At 41.9% G+C, this 19814-nt stretch carries 21 protein-coding genes and 1 tRNA gene; 5 read left to right on the plus strand and 17 right to left on the minus strand.

Annotation, left to right across the window (positions count from 1 at the left end; genetic code table 11):
• Nucleotides 1–130: 130 nt before the first annotated feature.
• Both PQ461_RS20940 and PQ461_RS20945 read right to left on the minus strand, forming a co-directional pair.
• Complete coding sequence (locus tag PQ461_RS20940; RefSeq protein WP_274207519.1) at nucleotides 131–409, minus strand: NifU family protein; 279 nt, start codon at nucleotides 407–409, stop codon at nucleotides 131–133.
• Between the two features lie 26 nt (nucleotides 410–435).
• Complete coding sequence (locus PQ461_RS20945; RefSeq protein ID WP_274207520.1) at nucleotides 436–1515, minus strand: Mrp/NBP35 family ATP-binding protein; 1080 nt, start codon at nucleotides 1513–1515, stop codon at nucleotides 436–438.
• Between the two features lie 126 nt (nucleotides 1516–1641).
• On the opposite strand from PQ461_RS20945, the gene PQ461_RS20950 reads away from it, so the two are divergent.
• Complete coding sequence (locus PQ461_RS20950; protein WP_274207521.1) at nucleotides 1642–3828, plus strand: biosynthetic peptidoglycan transglycosylase; 2187 nt, start codon at nucleotides 1642–1644, stop codon at nucleotides 3826–3828.
• A gap of 66 nt (nucleotides 3829–3894) precedes the next feature.
• Nucleotides 3895–4524: an NAD(P)H-dependent oxidoreductase gene (locus PQ461_RS20955; protein WP_274207522.1), complete on the plus strand. Its 630-nt coding sequence runs from the start codon at nucleotides 3895–3897 to the stop codon at nucleotides 4522–4524.
• A 71-nt stretch (nucleotides 4525–4595) separates the two neighbouring features.
• On the opposite strand, the gene PQ461_RS20960 is transcribed toward PQ461_RS20955, so the two are convergent.
• A complete protein-coding gene (locus tag PQ461_RS20960; RefSeq protein WP_274207523.1) occupies nucleotides 4596–5603 on the minus strand; it encodes a LacI family DNA-binding transcriptional regulator in 1008 nt (335 codons plus the stop codon).
• A gap of 207 nt (nucleotides 5604–5810) precedes the next feature.
• On the opposite strand from PQ461_RS20960, the gene PQ461_RS20965 reads away from it, so the two are divergent.
• Nucleotides 5811–6176, plus strand: a complete 366-nt coding sequence (locus PQ461_RS20965; protein WP_274207524.1) for a response regulator — start codon at nucleotides 5811–5813, stop codon at nucleotides 6174–6176.
• A 92-nt stretch (nucleotides 6177–6268) separates the two neighbouring features.
• Here the strand turns inward: PQ461_RS20965 and PQ461_RS20970 are convergent, their stop codons facing one another.
• From PQ461_RS20970 to PQ461_RS21020, 11 genes are all read right to left on the minus strand, one after another.
• On the minus strand, nucleotides 6269–6601 hold the full coding sequence (locus PQ461_RS20970; protein WP_274207525.1) for a hypothetical protein: 333 nt from the start codon (nucleotides 6599–6601) through the stop codon (nucleotides 6269–6271).
• 305 nt (nucleotides 6602–6906) lie between these two features.
• Nucleotides 6907–7278, minus strand: coding sequence for a DMT family transporter (locus tag PQ461_RS20975; protein WP_274207526.1), 372 nt, complete (start codon nucleotides 7276–7278; stop codon nucleotides 6907–6909).
• A gap of 4 nt (nucleotides 7279–7282) precedes the next feature.
• Nucleotides 7283–8221 (minus strand): sterol desaturase family protein, encoded by a 939-nt coding sequence (locus tag PQ461_RS20980; RefSeq protein WP_274207527.1) that lies wholly within the window; start codon nucleotides 8219–8221, stop codon nucleotides 7283–7285.
• A complete protein-coding gene (locus PQ461_RS20985) occupies nucleotides 8221–9675 on the minus strand; it encodes an N-acetylneuraminate synthase family protein (protein ID WP_274207528.1) in 1455 nt (484 codons plus the stop codon). Before PQ461_RS20985 ends, PQ461_RS20980 begins: the two co-directional genes overlap by 1 nt.
• 12 nt (nucleotides 9676–9687) lie before the next feature.
• A complete protein-coding gene (locus tag PQ461_RS20990; protein ID WP_274207529.1) occupies nucleotides 9688–10491 on the minus strand; it encodes an SDR family oxidoreductase in 804 nt (267 codons plus the stop codon).
• Nucleotides 10491–11834, minus strand: coding sequence for an aminotransferase class III-fold pyridoxal phosphate-dependent enzyme (locus PQ461_RS20995; RefSeq protein WP_274207530.1), 1344 nt, complete (start codon nucleotides 11832–11834; stop codon nucleotides 10491–10493). Before PQ461_RS20995 ends, PQ461_RS20990 begins: the two co-directional genes overlap by 1 nt.
• Before the next feature lie 4 nt (nucleotides 11835–11838).
• Nucleotides 11839–12777, minus strand: a complete 939-nt coding sequence (locus PQ461_RS21000) for a transketolase family protein (RefSeq protein ID WP_274207531.1) — start codon at nucleotides 12775–12777, stop codon at nucleotides 11839–11841.
• A gap of 1 nt (nucleotide 12778) precedes the next feature.
• On the minus strand, nucleotides 12779–13645 hold the full coding sequence (locus PQ461_RS21005) for a transketolase (RefSeq protein ID WP_274207532.1): 867 nt from the start codon (nucleotides 13643–13645) through the stop codon (nucleotides 12779–12781).
• A 2-nt stretch (nucleotides 13646–13647) separates the two neighbouring features.
• Nucleotides 13648–14472, minus strand: coding sequence for a glycosyltransferase family protein (locus tag PQ461_RS21010; protein WP_274207533.1), 825 nt, complete (start codon nucleotides 14470–14472; stop codon nucleotides 13648–13650).
• A 13-nt stretch (nucleotides 14473–14485) separates the two neighbouring features.
• Entirely contained in the window at nucleotides 14486–15529 is a 1044-nt protein-coding gene (locus tag PQ461_RS21015) for a hypothetical protein (protein ID WP_274207534.1), read from the minus strand.
• 132 nt (nucleotides 15530–15661) lie between these two features.
• Nucleotides 15662–16522: a phosphatidylinositol-specific phospholipase C/glycerophosphodiester phosphodiesterase family protein gene (locus PQ461_RS21020; protein WP_274207535.1), complete on the minus strand. Its 861-nt coding sequence runs from the start codon at nucleotides 16520–16522 to the stop codon at nucleotides 15662–15664.
• Nucleotides 16523–16785: 263 nt separating this feature from the next.
• On the opposite strand from PQ461_RS21020, the gene PQ461_RS21025 reads away from it, so the two are divergent.
• On the plus strand, nucleotides 16786–17796 hold the full coding sequence (locus PQ461_RS21025; RefSeq protein WP_274207536.1) for a phosphatase PAP2 family protein: 1011 nt from the start codon (nucleotides 16786–16788) through the stop codon (nucleotides 17794–17796).
• 134 nt (nucleotides 17797–17930) lie between these two features.
• Here the strand turns inward: PQ461_RS21025 and PQ461_RS21030 are convergent, their stop codons facing one another.
• The 3 genes from PQ461_RS21030 to PQ461_RS21040 all read right to left on the minus strand — a co-directional run bounded on the left by PQ461_RS21030 (nucleotide 17931) and on the right by PQ461_RS21040 (nucleotide 19213).
• Complete coding sequence (locus PQ461_RS21030; protein ID WP_274207537.1) at nucleotides 17931–18524, minus strand: DUF6624 domain-containing protein; 594 nt, start codon at nucleotides 18522–18524, stop codon at nucleotides 17931–17933.
• Nucleotides 18525–18556: 32 nt separating this feature from the next.
• A complete protein-coding gene (locus PQ461_RS21035) occupies nucleotides 18557–19036 on the minus strand; it encodes a RidA family protein (protein ID WP_274207538.1) in 480 nt (159 codons plus the stop codon).
• Between the two features lie 103 nt (nucleotides 19037–19139).
• Nucleotides 19140–19213 (minus strand) — tRNA-Pro (locus tag PQ461_RS21040).
• A gap of 185 nt (nucleotides 19214–19398) precedes the next feature.
• Between PQ461_RS21040 and PQ461_RS21045 the strand changes: the two genes are divergently transcribed.
• On the plus strand, nucleotides 19399–19773 hold the full coding sequence (locus tag PQ461_RS21045) for a hypothetical protein (RefSeq protein ID WP_274207539.1): 375 nt from the start codon (nucleotides 19399–19401) through the stop codon (nucleotides 19771–19773).
• Nucleotides 19774–19814: the final 41 nt, after the last annotated feature.

Genomic DNA, 19814 nt, shown 5'->3' on the forward strand with positions numbered 1-19814 from the left:
CGATACGCTTCATTGTCTTTGACGGTTCTTTATCTTTTATAATTATCAACAGTGTAAAATGGTTTTATCCAGAACGCAAAAATACAGCGTTGCATATGATGCAGCTGCATTTTAACATAACTTAACAATCTTATCTTAAATTTTCTGGTAAAACGGCATTGGGGTCATCAATATCGGTTAAATTGATGGCCTCTACCCCTGTAATTTCCGGAACAGCCTTTTTTATAGCCTGTTCTATACCGGCCTTCAGGGTCATGATACTCATTGGGCATGATCCGCACGAGCCCAGTAATTTAAGTTTAACAACGTTGTCCGGAGTAATCTCTTCCACAGAAACATTCCCGCTGTCAGCCTCCAGATACGGGCGTATCGTATCCAACGCTGCCTCCACCTGCTCTAATAAACTCATTTATACTTAATTATAACGTAAAGATACTAACTATTTATTTTATTTGAAATGCCGGCATTAGAAATAGCCACCTGCTGCGCTACCCTTTCGGCTATATTCAAAAACGCTTGTGCTGTCGGATTGTTATCCTGTAAAATTACCGGCTGCCCCGCATCGCCAGACTCGCTGATGCTTTTTACCAATGGTATTTCTCCTAAAAACGGCGCATCTATCTGGTGAGCCATTTTCTGCCCGCCGCCTTCGCCAAAGATGTAATACTTATTTTCGGGCAATTCGGCTGGGGTAAAGTATGACATGTTTTCTATCACACCCAGTATCGGCACGTTAATAGCATTCATCATAAACATGCCTATGCCTTTGCGGGCATCGGCTAATGCCACATTCTGAGGTGTGGTAACAATAACCGCCCCCGCAACCGGGAAGCTTTGCGTAACGGTGATATGCACATCGCCCGTACCCGGCGGAAGGTCCACTACCAGGTAATCCAGTTCGCCCCAGTCGGCATCATTAAACAGTTGCTTTACTGCAGTTGAAACCATTGGTCCGCGCCATGGCACCGGCTGATTTGGGTCTGTAAAGAAGCCTATAGACAACAGCTTTATACCGTATTTCTCAATGGGCTCAATGCGCGTTTTACCTTCAACCTGGCTGGCTTGCGGGCGGGCATTTTCCAAACCAAACATAATAGGCACCGATGGGCCATAAATGTCTGCATCAATAAGCCCCACCTTTGCGCCTTTTTGCGATAAGCCGAGCGCAAGGTTAGCCGCCACCGTTGATTTACCTACCCCACCTTTGCCTGATGCTACTACAACAATGTTTTTAACGCCCGGTATTCCCCCATTGCGCTGCGTGGTTACCCGCGAGGTCATATTAACGCTCACCTCAATCTCAGGGCTGATAAAATGGCTTATTGCATTGCGGCAGGCATTTTCAATTAGCCCTTTCAGCGGGCAGGCCGGTGTAGTAAGTATGATGGAAAAGCTAAGCTTATTGCCATCTATATGAATATCCTGAACCATGTTTAGCGTTACCAGGTCTTTTTTCAGATCCGGTTCTTCCACATTGCTAAGGGCTTGTAATACTTGTTCTTTTGTAATATTCATGTATTGATTAAAATCAGTGCAAATTTATAAAAACAGGGGGGCTTTGCTTTTGTTAGGAAATAAACTTTGCTAAAAACCGTTTTGCAAGCAATAGGATTTAGTTTTATGTTTGGTTAAATTTCTCAGATGCATCGCCTTAATCCAAAATACATCCGCATAGCCGTAATTACCGTCGTTTCCCTTCTTGTTATTTTTTTTATTGCGGGCGCCGTTGCCTACTCTAAACGCGAAGCATTGTTGCAAAAAGTTATCAGCAAAGCTAAAGCTAAAGCAAAAAGAGATTATAATTTAGATGTCACAATAGGTTCAGCACATTTTACAGGCCTCAGTACGGTAGCTTTTACCAATATTTCTGTAGTACCTTACCAGCGCGACAGCCTGGTACATATCAATAAATTTGATGTGAGCGTAAAATTAATGCCGCTTATTTTGGGCGACGTTAAGCTTGCCGATGTAAACCTTGCAGATGGGTACCTTAAATTCACCAGCCATAATGGCGTACGTAACTTCGATTTTCTATTCAAGAAGAAAAAAGATTCTACAGAGACTAAATCAAAGGTTGATCTTTCTGAACTCGCCAACAATTTAGTTAACGGCGTTTTGTACAAAATACCGGATAACCTTAATCTTAAAAACTTCAATATTTCTTTTGCTGATGACAGTAACCGCGTTATGCTGAACATGCCTACTGCTCGCATTGAGGACGGAAAGCTGAACTCAACCATTGAAGTTAACAACCGCGAATCGATATGGCACCTGGATGGCACCATGCATCCGTCAGATAAAAACATTGACGTTAAGTTTTATGCCGATGGCAAGAAGGTGGAGTTCCCGTTTATTGAGCAAAAGTTTAAGCTGAAACTCAATTTTGATACGCTTACCACCCAGTTAAAAAAAGTGGAACATAGCAGTGGAGAAACACACATTTACGCATATTCGTCCATCCGAAACCTATTGGTTAATCACAAGGCCCTTGCAGCAAATGATATTGTAGTGCCAAACGGAAGCATTGATGCTGATTTCTTTGTAGGTGAAAACTTTGTCTCGGTAGATAGTTCATCAACCATCAAGATCAAAGACCTTACGGCGCATCCGTTTATCAAGTATACCTTAAGGCCAAATAAGATCTATGAACTGAAAATTAATACCGGCTGGATTGATGCGCAAAGCATGTTCAGTTCGTTTCCGCAAGGGATGTTCGAGTCACTTGAGGGTATGCAGGTGGCCGGCAAGTTAAACTATAAGCTTAACTTTTACCTGGATACCAAGGACCCGGATAATGTACAGTTTGATTCGCGGTTGAGTAAGGATAATTTCCGGATCATCAGTTATGGCAAAACCGACTTTAGCAAACTAAACCACGAGTTTGTTTATACGCCCTATGAAAAGGGTAAGCCCATGCCATCGCGTGTCATAGGCCCGTCGAATCCACGCTTTACACCGCTCGAAAGTATTTCGCCAGACCTGCGCAATGCGGTAATGACGGCCGAAGACCCTTCATTTTTCCGCCATCACGGCTTTGTTGAAGAATCTATCCGCAAGTCAATTGCTACCGACTTTAAAGAGAAGAAGTTTAAACGCGGCGGCAGTACCATATCTATGCAGCTGGTAAAAAATGCTTTTCTGAACAGAGGAAAAACACTTTCCCGCAAAATTGAGGAAACGTTGATCGTTTGGCTGATAGAGAATAACGGCATCATGACCAAGAACCGCATGCTGGAGGTCTATTTCAATATTATTGAATGGGGCCGTAATGTTTATGGTATCGGTGAGGCATCGCATTATTATTTCGATAAATCTCCGTCAGAACTTACACTTGGCGAAAGTATATACCTGGCCAGCATTGTACCTAACCCTAAAAAGGGATTGTATGCGTTCCTGTCAGACGGATCACTTAACCCGCGACTGCACGGCTATTTTAACCTCATAGGCCGCCTAATGGCTAAAAATGGGCTTACCCAGCCTGATACTAACGCGTATGGTTTTTATACAGTAAGGGTTAAACCAAGCTTGCGCCCTGCCCCTACTGCTGTTGATACCGCTAAAGTAGAGAGCCTGATGCGCCCTGCTGATGATAATGACGATGCTGCCGGTGTACCGCCAAATCAGCAAAACGACAACGAGGCTGAAAAAACCGAAAAGGAAGTGAGTAAACCAGGCTTTTTCCAACGCCTGTTTGGCAAGAAGGACACAACTGGCAAAGCCGCACAGGATAGTGCTGACGCTGCCAAAAAGCGAGAGAAGGAAGCCAAGAAAGAGCAAAAGCGGTTAGAAAAAGAGCGCAGGAAATTATTGCGCGAAAGGGGTTATTAGTTTACGTTCCGAAGACAAATATATATGTTTAAACATCTATATTTGTTCATATTTAATGCGAACATTATGTCATTACTATCAAAATTGAACTGGCGCTATGCCACCAAAAAATTTGACCCTACTAAAAAAATACCTGCGGATAAATTAGACGAATTATTAGCGGCTGTTCGCCTTTCACCATCATCATACGGCTTGCAGCACTATAAAGTAATTGTTGTTGAAAATGCCGATGTACGTGCTAAACTACGTGAAGCATCGTTTGGCCAATCGCAAATAACTGATGCCTCTCAGGTAATCGTATTTGCCGCAGAAACTAATATCGATGCAAACTATGTTAATGAGTATATCAACGAGATTGCAAGTGTAAGGCAAACAAGCACTGAATCTCTTGCTGGCCTTAAAGATATGCTTGTTAATGCTGTAACCAACAGAACTGACGAGCAAAAATTAGTTTGGGCACAAAAGCAAGCCTACATTGCTTTGGGTGTTTTAATTTCAGCTGCTTCAGAATTAGGTATTGATGCCTGCCCTATGGAAGGCTTCAACGCACAGCAATATGACGAAATATTGGGATTGAAAGAAAAAGGCGTTACTGCCACCGTTATTGCTACAATAGGTTACCGTGCCGATGATGATCAATACGCTGCTTTACCTAAAGTACGCAAACCACACGAAAAATTATTTATTCACGTTTAATCATTTTTAAACGATACAGAAAAGCCGGGTTGTTATACACAATCCGGCTTTTTAATTTAAAACCACCAGGTTTATTGTGATGATTTACGGATAAACAATTTTGATTTTAATACAATATGCTTCTTAGGCATATTGGCATTTTTATTCTCTAAGGCTTCAAAAAACAACGTTGCAGCCTTAACACCCATTTCAAAGGCTGGCTGTGTAATAGTTGATAATGCAGGGCTTAATAAAGGGGCAATGTTAAGGCTGGAGAAACTGATCATTTTAAGCTCTTCGGGCACACTTATACCCAAATCCTGGCAAACATGGTAAGTAGCAAACGCCAGGCGCTCTACCGAACTAAAAACACCATCTGGCTTAATCTCTTTAAGCGCCTTGCTTAAAATCTTCTGATTCGTTTTTTCTTCGTTACTACAGTCAATAACCAGATCATCATTAAAGGCGATCTTGTGTTTTTGCAAAGCATCCACATAACCCTGCATACGGGTTTTACCAATCGATATGCTTTTATTAACCACCAGGTAAGCTATTTTTCTACACCCTGTTTTTATCAGGTGCTCTGTAGCAGCAAAGCTACTGTCATAGTCATTAGTGGTTACTTTTGCTGCATCAATATCCTCATAAACACGGTCAAAAAAAACGACAGGAATGTTTTTCTGAGCAAGATTGTTGATATAACGGTGGTCATTCCCCTCGCCCGATGCCGACATAATAATACCATCGGCCTTACCATTATTAAGATAATTAACAAACGATACTTCTTTTTCAAAAACATCGTCGGTTCGGTACAATAACAGGTAAAAACCATGTTTACGGGCCACTTCCTCTATCCCGTTTATGGCCTGTGCAAAAAAGTCATTGGCAATTTCGGGTACAATTACAGCAAGGGTTTTTGTTTTTTTATCACGAAGGTTACTGGCGTAATGATTGGGCAAAAAGCTATGCTCGCGTGCTAAAGCAAGGATACGTTCTTTGGTATCCTTATTAATATCGGTACTGCCGTTAAAAGCTCTGGAAATAGTAGAAGTAGATAAATTCAATTCTTTTGCAAGTATCTTAATATTGATTTTATCCATTTACATTCTCAATTAAAGCTGGCTATCATATTGTTGACCTTCAAATTTAACAAAAGTACAATGGGTATAATATTATTTTTTTATTACTGTGCATTAGACAGCTGAACGTATAATCTCATTTAAAAATTTGCGTATTACGCCAACAGGGCGTTAACCAATGGTTAATGTGGCATATATATTGACTATATGCTTTAAATATTACTAGCTATGCCACATAAGATTTTAATTGCCGATGATAACCAATTTATATTGGAGATTCTTAGCCACATGTTAATTAACAGTGGTTATGATGTAGTTGCCGTAAACACAGGTAAAGATGTAATAGATGCTGTACAAGCAAACAACCCCGACCTTTTAATACTAGATGCCCAGCTGCCAGATGCTGATGGAAGAGAACTTTGCCAGCTATTAAAATCGACGCCCTCTACCAAAAATTTGCCAATAATTATATGCTCTGGCCGTGCGGATATTCACGATTGCCTTTACCAGCAAAACCCGCCGAATGATGTTTTACCGAAACCTTTTGATATGGATTTCCTGGTAGATAAAGTACGCAGGCAATTAATTGCTTAACTTTATTAACAATCAGGTGCATAGTTTACTGTTCACCTGATTGTATGAACATTTATAATAGTGTATATTATAAAGCCTTGTTTACTAAATTACTAATTCAAGGCTTTAATAATTTTTTGAACAACTTCATCATGATATTCTGGTGTAGGATTTTCGAGATCTAAGGGCACCACTACCATTTCTTCCCACTGGCTTAGTGTATTCAACGGGATAGTTTCTGTAATTTCAAGTACAAACCAGTTTTCCTTGCCATCCCACGTTAAACGTAAGGCCTCGCGGTTATTTGACCAAATGATAAAACGGCTGTTATAAAGCGCATCATGGTGCTGCTCATGCACCGGCTGGTAACCCAATGGGGTTAAGTGATCTGTGATACAAAGCTTCACTGCATTATATATCGATGTTATGATCTGTTCTGGCTTCATATATATCTATACGGATTTCGCTTAACATTAAAGAAACAATAATCATTCCTATATAACCTATAATAAAAAAAGAAGCCCCCTTGCACTCGCTGCGTGGGGGCCTCAACCTAAACCTTATCACAATAGCAAGTGCATGAACACTTGCTGCTACTAATAACGATAAAATTTAGCAAATAGATGTCTGTAAAACGTTTTTTTTATTGTTTTACAAAAAAAATACTTCAAATAAGATGTAGAAAATATATTATTTTCAATTATTTAAGTGAGCAAAGGCGAAATTAAATTCTTTCTTTTTAAAAGAAATATTAATTGATATTAACTGTTTTTAAGCCAACGATACCGCCCATAATCATCAGCATAAAAAAGATTTCGGCGGTAGAAATACGCTGGCTCATGAAGGTGATTTCTGAAACCTTGATCAGTACCAGGGTTACAGCCGTCCAAACGGCATATGCGGTTGCCGTTGGAACCTGTTTAATAGCTAAAGAAAAAAAATAAATATTTCCTATCCCGAAAATGATATATCCCACCAGTGGAAGCAAGATAGGCAGGCCGGCATGAGGGCTGTAAAAGGTATTCCACCGCAGTGTTTTTAAAGCGCTGAAACTTAAAAACTTTAAAGAGAACGTCCATGCGGCTTCAAATACCGCAGCAATAATTAAATATACCCAGGCCAATGTTTTAAACTTTTACGTCTTCGGTTAATGGTTGCATAACGGCTGCGTCCTGATGTTCGCTGTATTGGGGTTGACGCTTAAAGGGTTTACTTAATGCCCTCATCAGGTCAAATCTTAAATTATAATACCGTCTGAAAGCCGGGTATTTTAATAATCTCCTTTCATCAAACCGCTTTACAGAAAAAGCATGCTGTAAAAAATAATCGCGCGGGTATTCATACGGTAATCCCCAGTTTTCGGGTTTATCTCCGGGCGCATGCCCCGGATCGTAAACTGTCCCTAACAGGTAATCCCAAAAAGAAAACTTTGTGGAAAAATTAGCATGAAATACCTCTTTGTAATTAGCATGGTGCCACAAATGCAGTTCGGGAGTATTGATCAGGTATTTAAGCTTACCCAGTCTAACCCGGACGTTGGCATGGATAAAGATGCCAAACATAGCATCGAGCAGTGCTTTTATGGGTACTACTACCGGGTCGGCACCTAAAAGGATAATCGGCGCAAATTCTATCGTCTGGTTAATGATGATCTCCAGAACATGCGAGCGCGAGCCTGCCAGGAAATCAACCTGCTTCACTGAATGATGTGCCTCGTGTATACGCCAGAATAATTTATTCGAGTGCTGGAAACGGTGAAACAGGTAGATATATAGATCATGCGTTACCGAAAAGAAAAGCACCTGCAAGACAACAGGCCAATGGCTTACAAATTGCCAGTGCGACCAGTTATAATGGTGCTGCAAAGGTGCAATGATGTAATCAAAGATGAGAATTTTTAAAAAGTAGCTCTGTATAATGGTGTACCATACCAAATCAGCCCAAAAGCCCTCCCTAAAGAAGGGAAGGCCTTTACGGTATGGTGCTATGCGTTCCCAGGCAATGATAAATGCAGCCCAACTGAAAAGTATAATTGTGGTTATGGTAACAACCTTTTCCTGTGGCATTATTTTGCTAAAAACTTATCCTTGTATTCGTCGCTGATGTTTACACGCAACCTTTTCATTGGTGCCAGTTCTGATTCGTAAACTTTTTTTATACCATCGCCTGCTGCAATCTCCGCATCGCGGATATCGCGCACCAAACGCTGTAAGCCTTGTGGCTCTACACTGGCCGCATGGTCTGATCCCCACATGGCGCGGTCCAACGTAAAATGCCTTTCCACAAAAGTGGCGCCCATTGCTACAGCAGCTACGGTAGTTGCAAGGCCGGTTTCGTGGCCAGAGTAGCCAACAGGTATGCCCGGAAACTTGTGTGCCAGTGTACGGATCATCCGAAGGTTTAATTCCTCCGGTTTACATGGATATGCCGACGTTGAATGCGCTACAAATAATGGATAAGCCGGATCAAATGCATTGATGAAATTTAACGCGTTCTCTATCTCCTTCATGGTCGACATACCTGTTGATAACATTAGCGGGCGACCGGTGATTAGTATACGTTCAATAAGCTCAAAATCTGTTAAAGAAGCAGATGCCAGCTTATACATTACCGTATCAAACTGCTCCATAAAATCAACCGATGGCACATCCCATGCTGACACAAACCAATCGATACCCAGTTTTTTACAATATTGGTCTATCGCTGCATACTCGGCAATGCCAAATTCTGTTTTGCGTTTGTATTCGATATAGGAGATGTGGCCCCAGGGGGTATCGCGCATTACCTCCCACTGATCTTTAGGAACGCAGATTTCCGGTGTACGTTTCTGAAATTTTACCGCATCAGCTTTGGCAGCAACAGCCTCATCAATTAATTGCTTTGCTGTTTCAAGCGAGCCATTATGATTGATGCCTATTTCTGCAATAATATAGCAAGGATGCCCCTCGCCTATTTTACGGCCATTGCTTAAGGTTATTACCGCTTCGCGATTGGTATTTACCTTTGTAGGCACCGGCTCAAAAGCATTTTTGTATTCAATGATCATTTCAGCAAACTCACGGAAGCAGCCTTCGCCGCCTTTGGCTTCGCATACATAATCAACAGCTGCTTTAATACCAGGCAAGGCATCGGCCGGGCTGGCGGTTAAACCAACCAGCTTCATAATTTCCAGATCGTTATAGTCATCTCCGATATAAGCTACCTGCTCGGCTTTCAACTGTAAACGCTCCAATATCCCTGCTAATACTGCTGGTTTGTTCTTAGCAAATAAATGCAGTTCAGTAATATCCAGTTTCTCTGCACGTGCTATTACCGAGGGCGAACGCTCGCCAGTAATAATTGCTGTATCTATGTTGGCCATTTTGCGCAAACGCTCAACGCCCATACCATCGCGGATGTTAAATTTTTTCTGGTATTCTCCGCTTTCGTCGTAATAAACGCCGCCATCGGTTAAAACACCGTCGCAATCTGTAATCAGTAATTTAATTTCAGATGCTTTTTTAGCTAAGATCTCTTTCATATCAATTAAGGTTTAAATTGCTGTCCAGCCACCATCAACTACCAGGTTAGCCCCTGTCATGTATGCCGAAGCATCACTTGCCAGAAATATAAGCGCGCCCTGATAATCTGATGCTTTGGCCATACGGCCTAATAATGTTTTTTCTGAATAATTATTAATGAAGTATTCGTTTTGCCCGTTTTCAACACCACCTGGCGAAAGGGTATTTACACGCACACCTTTGCTGCCCCAATAAGCTGCTAAAAAGCGGGTAAAATTGATGATGGCCCCTTTTGTTACCGGGTATGCTGCCGATTTAAAAAAGGTTTGCTCACCGCATTCTGTACGGTAAATTTTTTGGTCGGGGCCAACCATGCCGTAGGTAGAAGCAATGTTGATGATACTCCCGCCCTCATTTTCTGCCATCACTGTTCCGAAAACCTGCGAACACAGGAAAACGCCCGTTACATTCACATCAAGCGATTTCTGGAAAGCATCAAGCGGATAGTTCTCAAAAGCTGATAACTCTTTTGCCATTGCCGGATTTTCGAACATATCGTTAATGGCAGCATTGTTAACCAGTATATCTATAGCGCCGTATTGGTTTAATATCTGGTCTCGTGCAGCTTCAACAGCAGCTTTATTGGTTACATCAAGCTGTATCCCTAAATGCTGATCTCCTAATTGTGCAGCAAAATCTGCTGCCGCTTCGCCATTGATATCCGCCACAATCACATTTGCACCCGCTAATGCTAAAGCCTCGCAATGCTTACGGCCAATAAGCCCTAATGCCCCGGTTACAATAGCCGTTTTGCCGTTTAATGAAAACAGTTCCATTATAGCGCAGCAGCTTTAGGTTTGATGTTATAGTTGCTCACTTTGCGGAATACCGCTTCAAGCACCTCTCCTTTTAAATAGCTTTTCACATCACCACTTAAAATAGCTTCTTTTACAATAGGCAATACCGCACGGTAGGCCTCAAGCGTATAGTTGATATCCTGATCGGTATGGCTAAAGCACATATTATGGAAACCAGCCCAAAGTATGCCGCGCTTAATCATTTCCTGCTGCATCAGCGTTTTTAGCTCAAGGCCATTGCCTGCTTCCGGAGTAAAGGTTAACATCGTGCGGCAATTAAAGCCTATGCAACGGGTGTATTGATCCATGCCCAACTCAATAGCCAGCTGATTATAACCGTCTTTTAATAAGGCCCCTTTTTCGTCAAGGTATTGCGGCACATTTTTGTCGCGAAGCTCTTTGATGGTTGCGATACAAGCCGCTAATGAAAGCGCTTCGCCGCCAAAAGTGGTGTAACTGAAAACTTCTGAATTAAACAGCTCCATCACATCGGCACGGCCGGTAAGCAATGCTATCGGCATCCCATTAGCGCAAGCTTTTGAAAATACTGCCAGGTCGGCCTTAACGCCGAAATACTCTTGAGCGCCCCCTAAAGCAATGCGGAAGCCGGTCCACATTTCATCAAAGATCAGCAGTGTGCCGTTTGCCTTGCATACTTCGGCCAATTCCTGCAAAAAGCCGGGTTTAGGTGCCTCAAAAATGAAAGGCTCTAATATTAGTGCAGCTACTGTTTCATCAAGCGCAGCCTTTATAGATTCTATATCGTTGTATTCGAATGTAAAGGTCATGTCCTGGATAGCCTCAGGAATACCGGCATTGCGGCTGGTGATGCCGATATACCAATCGTGCCAACCGTGGTAACCGCAACAAAATATTTTATCTCGGCCTGTAAAAGCACGGGCAACACGGATAGCAGCCGAACATACATCGGCTCCTGTTTTTGATATTTTTACAGCCTCGGCATTAGGGATAACCTCATTAACTAATTCTGCAAGCTCAACCTCGAAAGGGTGCATCAGTGAAAAGGTGATCCCATCATTCAATTGCTGGCGAATTGCGTTGTCAACAGCAGGATAGGCATAACCTAAAGAGATGGGACCAATGGCCGAATTGAAATCAATGTATTCATTGCCATCGGCATCCCAAACGTGCGCACCCTTACCCTTAACCAGGTATTTAGGCGCCACGCCCATTGTAAACTGGCCAGGGCCTTTTGCCAAGGTTTGGGTTACCGGTTTTTGAACTTTTAAAGCACGCTCATAAAGCTTATCTGATTCGGTAATAACCGGAAAATCATTATTAAGATCGATTTGATTAGGCATAGTATTATTCTGAAAACTGTGGAACTGAAATATGTGGCTGGCGGTGCCCGGTTTTGTAGCCTAATATTTTTTCAGCTATCTGTTTGCCTGTGAAGCCTTCGTGATGTAAAACATCAGGCAACAATGCAGGGCGGAACCATTTTTCACTTAATGCAAATGGCAGTACATGGGCAGTAGTTTGGTGCTTTAATAACACCTCGGCTACAATGCTGTATAGGCCGCCCGTTAAAAAATGATCTTCAAGCGTTACAACTAATTTGCTTGATTCGGCTGCTTCCAGAATTGCTTCTTCATCCACCGGTTTAAGGCTACGCATGTTAATAAGCCCTACAGAAAGACCTTCGTTTTTCAATATCTCTAAAGCAATTAGCGCCTGCTCAAACAATAATCCGTAAGTAAGTATGGTTACATCTGCGCCGCGTGCAATCACTTCTGCCTTACCGAATTCAAAAGGCTGGTGATGATACACTGTTTTACGTGTGTTGATACGCGTATAAGCCGGATCATCTGATTGCCAGATAGCAGGCAGCATATGAATCAGGTCATCCTCATCTGCCGGTGCAAAAACCGTCATATTAGGGATGCCGCGCATAATTGAAATATCTTCAATAGCCTGGTGTGTAGGCCCGTTTGCATCTGATAAAAACCCAGGGATAAATCCGCTCATTTTAACCGGAAGGTCGGCAATACCTACATCAGTACGCACAAACTCAAAGGCACGCATGGTTAAAAATGAAGCCAGCGCATGTACCACCGGGGTACGACCACGCAAGGCCAGCCCGGCAGCTGCACCGATCATGGTTTGTTCGGTTATACCGGTATCTATAAACCGTTTGCCTAAAATACCGGGCAGGTTACGCACCAATGCACGGTTTTCGGCGGTCATAACAATCACCTGTTCGTCGTTCAGCGCGGTTTCGGTCAAAAGTTCTTCGTAGGTCATGTTATCTTACAATTAAGGTTTCGGATGATAGCGTGGTTTGGTGCTGGCCGTGTAATTCGAGCAGTAACTGGCCGATTTCTTCTGCTGAGAAATTACAGAACCAGCGGTCGGCACGTTCCTGTATGCTTGGCAATCCTTTGCCGCGCATAGTATCGGCAATTACTACGTTCACCTTTCCGGTTTCAAATGGGTAAGCCGAAAAAGCATCATGCAACGCATTAAAACTGTGCCCGTCTATCCGTTTAACGGCAGCACCGAATGCTTTAAACTTGTCAGCAAGCGGTTCAAGTGGAATCAGTTCTTCCGTGCGGATATTGGCCTGAAACTGGTTACGGTCAACCACAAAAATCAGATTGTCCAGTTTGTAGGCATTGGCTACCAGCATCGCCTCCCAGCAAGTACCTTCGTTAAGTTCGCCGTCGCCCAAAATGCAAACTACTTTATTCTGGTCGCCGCGGATCTTAATATCCATAGCTACCCCAATAGCCACTGATGGCAAATGTCCTAATGAGCCAGAGTGAAACTCCACTCCCGGAATACGGGTGTTAGGGTGCCAGTAGATATAATCATCAAGCGACAGGTGTTTTTGCAACCTTTCCTTTTCCAATAATCCTAACTCGGCCAGCGTACCGTAAAGCGCAGGTACATCGTGCCCTTTAGACAGGAACAGGTAATCGCGGTCGGCATCGTACAAATTATCGTGCGATATATTCAAAAAGTTAGTATACAGGTATACAATAAGGTCAACGGCTGATAAGGATGCGCCGATGAAACAGCCCCCATCGGTAGACATGCGGATAATATGTTCGCGCACCTTGAGTGCAATTTCCTGCAGCTGTTGCTCGGTATAGTTGTTATTGTACGACATTTTCAGGTAGTAATTAATTGTGATGGCGACTGACGGGTTTGGTCGGGATTAACCGTTTTTAATTCATCAAGGTGATGGCGGTACCAGTTAACACCGGCATATTGAGCGTTGATCTGGTATATCTCAGGCTGTTTCTCCAGCAATGCCAGGATGTCATCGCAGGAGAAACCGTCATTTTTGCGATAAAGCTCTTCGTAAACCCGTTTAATAAAAAGGTAATCTTCAGGGTAATCAATGGTAAAGCGGTGCGCCATCGAATAGTCTAAGCCGGTACCCCATGTCACATTGCCTATTCGGAACAAATCGGGGTTTTCCCAGATATATGGTGTGGTATGTTCTAACTCGAGCGGGCGGCTTGCATTTTGCCAGGTACGTTCAAGGCATTGCATGGTCATTACCTCCACATCGTTGCCATCCGGCCATGTTGCCGGGTGCAGGTTGCTTACAAAATCATACTTACCCTTATTGGCAAAGAAATAGTCGAGCACCTCATCTATAATTGCAGGGTCAATCAAAGGGCAGTCAGATGGTATCTTAAGTACTACATTGGCATTATGCAGTTTAGCAGCCTGGTAATGGCGGTCAAGCAGGTTAGTAAGGTTGCCCCTGTAACATGCTATCTTTAAGTCATTAGCTTCCTTTGCAATTACATCGTCGTCTCTTTCTTCTGAAGTTGCCACAACAATTATGGCATGATGGCGCATCTTGCTTAAGCGCTCAAGCATCCGTGCCAGCATACTTTTACCTAACACCGGCATCATTACTTTACCTGGCAAACGGCTCGACGACATTCGCGCCTGTACCACTATAAGCACCTTATCCTTCATATACCCCTCTGAGTTAAGCCAATATTAATTCGGTATATTCCTGCTCCCACTGCTTTAATACGCGTTGCGGGTCAAAAGCAGCTTTATCGCCGGTATGGTTTAAAAATGCCCGGCAGATCATAGCAATGTTCATGGCTGATGCACCACCATTTTGCAATGGTGCCAGTTCGTAAAGTTTATCGGTATCAAACCACGAGTGTACCTTTTTACCAAGTGCAATGCCGGTGTAAACCACTGTTGAATATTGCGTGATGAGTTCGCAGCAGTTGGCGATCATCTCGTTGGTATTTCCCTTGTGATAGATTAGTGTATCAGCAGGGGCATATTTCCTAATCTCTTTTTCGGCACGGCTATAATTTTCATTCGGATGCAGCTTAAATAGCAACTGGCGCCCGTTTGCAATTTTTACTGCCTGCTTAATAAAAGCAACGCGATTTTCGTAACGGTAGGTTTCGCGCATATCTGTAGTAGCCACCATTACATAACCCCGGTGCAGAAACGCATTTACACGGAAACGCTCCAGGTCATCATAGTTGGGCATACCCGTAACTACAATTTTTTTATCGGTTGTGCCATTTGCAGCAAAATATTTGCGATAGCCTTCAGACGCAGCACAATACACATCGCACACATCAGAAGAGCCATTGAGCGAGGTATTACCACATAAAGACGGGTTAAGCTTTAAAGCCTTAACAATGTGGGTCATTAACGTAAAGCGGTCTGTCATCCCCTCCTGCACCCAGATGGTCTTTACTTTACGCATCCTTGCCGGAACAACCATATCAGAACAATACACCACCAGGTCATATTTATTTAACCTTGCGCCATAATCTATTTGTAGGCCATGATTTTTAAGGTATTCTTCCGACTGGTTTCTGAAATATTTGGAAAGGATAGTTGTATTTAAAAGCGAGGTGTGGTTAAGAAGGAAGTTAATAACAGGGGCATCGGTAAAAATCTGGCTGAACCAACAATCATATTCGGGCAGATTACCGGCTATCTGATGCATTTGCAGGGTTTGGTTCATTGAACCGGTTATAAACAGGATCTTCTGCATCAATACTTAATTATTAAGCATTTCGCCCGTTACCGTTTTAAGGTTTCAGGAAAAACTAAAATTCATATTGATTAAAGGTAGAGGGGTAACTTGTAGATAATAAGAAGTTAATATTATTAAATTATTAAGCACTTATAAGCCCGCAGTAACCGGCTTTTCGCTTAACGACTGGGTTTTCCGGTCATACAAAAGGTAGTTTTTCAGTTCTACCAGTTTATCGGTATTAATAAGGTCGACGCCGCAATCAAGCAGTTGCTGCCACACACCTTTATTTTCAGGCGATGCCCAAAGGCGCACTTTCTTACCAAACTTATGTGCCATGCCAACAAATGCGCAAAGCTTTTGGCGCTCTGTATCAGGCATTATGCCCTGTCCATCCCATTTTACTAATTTTGAAAAGCGGCAGCTGGCCGTACGGTACATGGCAGCGGAAACAGTATCCTGCGATGGACGCATCAGGTTATCATCTAAAAATGCCAGCCTTGTTTTCTGGGTAGCCATTATATGGTAGGGCTTATGCCCGGTTATTACTACGGTTATTTTTCGCTGTATAAATTTACCATCCTCATAAGAAGATAATAAGTGGCTATACCTATTTAATAATTGCTCAAGTGCTATGTAGGTGCTTTCTGCATCCGACTTAATGTCGATCATCAGCATAACAGGATACTCGGGGCAGTTAAGCTTACTGTTATTACCATTTACACAATCGGCCAGTGGTTTTAAATAAAGGTCTTCCAGGTATTTGTGGCGGCGAAGTATAGGCAGCACATGCGCTACAATCAGCTTATTGCCCCGCAAGTAAACATCTGCCTCAACTTGCGTATAGCCGTTATCCAGCGCATCATACAAGGGGCGTTTGTGCCAGTAGTCATTATGGGCGAATGCATTTTTTAAGGAAACCGTTTGAGGATACGCTGCTTTGCCGAAGAACATCAGCCAGAAAATAAGGAATAATTTAAGGTGCTTATGGCAATCACTTGCTTTGTGCATCGATAATTTATTTTACGATGCAAAGCTATCCCAGCCATATTGCCTGACTATTAGGCTATTATTAACAAATTACTTTTCAATGACAGTTAAAAAATTCGACATAGAATTAAGTGCCTTATATTATAGCGATTGTGTTTTTAAAGGAAATTTTAATAAATTAACTGCAAGTTTGGAAAAGGGTTGATAGGTTTATACATCGGGCTTATCTCAAACCCGGGAAATACCCGACTTTTATGCTAATTTCGAGACACATACTACACTTGATGGCTGTATTAATAAAAAATGCCGTCATTCTTTTTTTTCTTATTTTTATATCTTTTGTATGTGCGGCGCAAAACCGCGATTCGCTTAAATCTGTAACCGTAGATAGTACCCGCGCAATATTTGATACTACACTTGTTAAAGACGGACATTTGCAGACCGCCGGAAAAGCATTAAAAACTACGGTACTGGGTGTACCGGGCGATTTTGTACAAATGGGAAAGGCAGTGACCAGAGACTGGCGGGTAACAGCTGCTTGTGTTGGGGGCATTTCCTTATTGATACTTGCCGATAAACCGGTAACACAGTGGTATCAAGATCATGTAGAAACTACCGTTAAATATAAATTACCAAGTCTTCCTGGAGAAGGAAGCAGCCGGTTTTTCTACGGTAATGATGCTTACTTGAATTATGCTGTTTTAGGTTTGTATGGAGGATCGCTGGCCGCCAATTATAAGACAGGGCAAATGGCCGCATTAAACTCAATGAAAGCGCTGGCCTATTCTTATTTAATTTCGCAGGTAACTTTGAAGTCAATATTTGCAAGGAACAGGCCAGATCCCACCTTAAGAGACGGAATACCAGCAAAAAGAGGATATACAAATGATCCATACGATTTTTTTAACTTTCATCGTATCAGATTTAACGCCAGTGGAAATATAAGAGGCATGTCTTTTCCATCTATGCATGCTACAGCCTACTTTGCAGTAGCAAAGGTAATGGCGATGGAGTTTCATAATTACTGGATACCATACGGTGCAGTAGCCTTTATTTTCTTTGCCGATGTAGATGCGCATCAACACTGGGTAGGTGATATGGTGGCAGGTGGCTTATTAGGAACTGTAATAGGCCAGGGTATTGTAATGAGCTCCCGTTTGTTTGAAAAGAGAGCAGCAGAAAAGAAAAGACCCGGAGAAAACGAAATAAAGCGTCATAAACCAGCTTTCAGTTATCAAATATTACCCGCTATATCACGCAGCATGACAGGGGTTACCTTATTTGTTTCATTATAGTTAATGTAACTAAGCTCTCTTTTAAATAGGAATTGGTAACATTCCCTAAATGATTTAAATGCGTCTCTTTTGTTTGACAAATAGGATATTATTAACAATTTACTTTTTTAATGACAGTATGAATATCGTAGTATCTACAACCACCCCACTTTGATTTTCCATTCAATCATGCTCGCATTTCGTTTGGCTAAATTGTCTGGTGGTAACTGATGCTCTTCTTTTACCCGTTGATTAATCAAAGCTGTTTGTTTCTCTAAGGTGTTAAGGCCAATAGCTGATCTCCTTAGATTTACATCGTTTAAATCATCATATAAATTTGGAACTAGTTTACCGCTTTCATCCCAATCAAACTGTGTTCCGTATTTTTGGGGCTCCCCGCTCAAAACCGCTATGCGGTCTGTTAAATATGCTAATGATTTTTTATCCGCCAGATTTTCTTTTACAGCAAGCTCCAAAAGATTTTTGCATTTCCTCATAAATGATGGCTGGCTTATAGAATGCTGAATTACTAACCATGCAGCCTCACAAGCTTCTTTACCTACTTTGGCCACTGTTGGATAACCTATATCATTGATGATCTCATCCAGAATCTCGGCATTTTTATTATGCAAATCTTCCATTTCAGGGTCATAGCCTTCCGATAGTCTGCCTTGTTCGATAAGCTCATCTCTGAGTTTTAAATCTTCATCCCGAAGAGCACATATCTTCTTTGCAATTTCAACATTCATTTTTAACAATACTTGTGCATTAAGTATAAAAGCTAAAATTGTACGATAAAGTCTACTTCTAACTTTGCATCCTTTTCATATAACCTATCAATTTGCACCCAGGTTGCGGCTGGAAAATCCCCTTTGTAGAATATTTTTCTGGGCTCATTACATTTTTTCATAAGCTCAATATCAGTTGTATATAACGTTTCTTTCACAACCTGGCTTGGAGAAGCACCGAATGCATCTAAACATTTTTTCAACTCTTTGTAAAGTCTATTCACCCCAGCTATACTAATTTGACTGGTTGTAACACCTGACACATACATAGTATTGTCGACCTTTACAACCTGAGCATATCCGGCATCAGAATTTTGCTTTTCCTTATTTCCCCAGTGCCATTTTTGTTTGTTGCTCGGCGACTTTCCATTTATTAATCCAGTTTCTACTGACTTATTATCATTACAGTCATAAACTATCGTCAATAACGGCCCCGCAAGCATAACCCAAAAAATGTATTTCTTTATTCTCATTTATAAATTTGATTTTAAATAGCACCGGGTTTTATTTAAGTAGAAGAGTAATACTACTTACAAAGGGTATTGAAAACTAAGAGATTTAATTTACTAAAAAAAGTCGGGATGGCAGGATTTGAACCTACGACCTCCAGCACCCCATGCTGGCGCGATACCGGGCTACGCTACATCCCGAAGAGTGGCAAATATATTATACTCCTGCTATTTCATCAACATCTGCAACAAAATACCTTTTACCTTTCTTAAACATCTCGTTAACATATCACAGCCAAGCATTAAGCTTTTGTTAAGCTTTCTCCTAATCATTTTCCAACTGGTTAAAAAGCTTCACCTTTGTTCACATCGGGTTAACTACATAAATGCTTTTACGGAATACGGCCATCAAAATATTACTGTTGCTGCTCAGCATTTTTTTGCTGGTGGCAAGCCCCGTAATTTCAGGTTTTAACGCTAATACCCGGCATGATCATGTCACCTATATCGGCCATAAGCATAATGTCAGCCATGCGCATACTCACATTAACACCTGGAACATTATTTCGCACAGGCAGCTGATCACTCCTCCGCCTGTTATAAAAATAAAAAACTTAGTGCTTATCGCCATTGCATTAGGCTTTTTATGCTTCGTTTTAAATTTCAGGCTATCAAAAGCAAGGGTATGGCTAAGCAAAAACACTACATACGCCTTTATTAATTACCGGCTTTACCTATTTAAAAGTGTCCTGCTCATCTGATTCTCCAATCAATAAATACCCATTTAATACCCCTTAAATCG

The sequence above is a fragment of the Mucilaginibacter sp. KACC 22063 genome, assembly GCF_028736115.1.
Lineage (GTDB): Bacteria > Bacteroidota > Bacteroidia > Sphingobacteriales > Sphingobacteriaceae > Mucilaginibacter.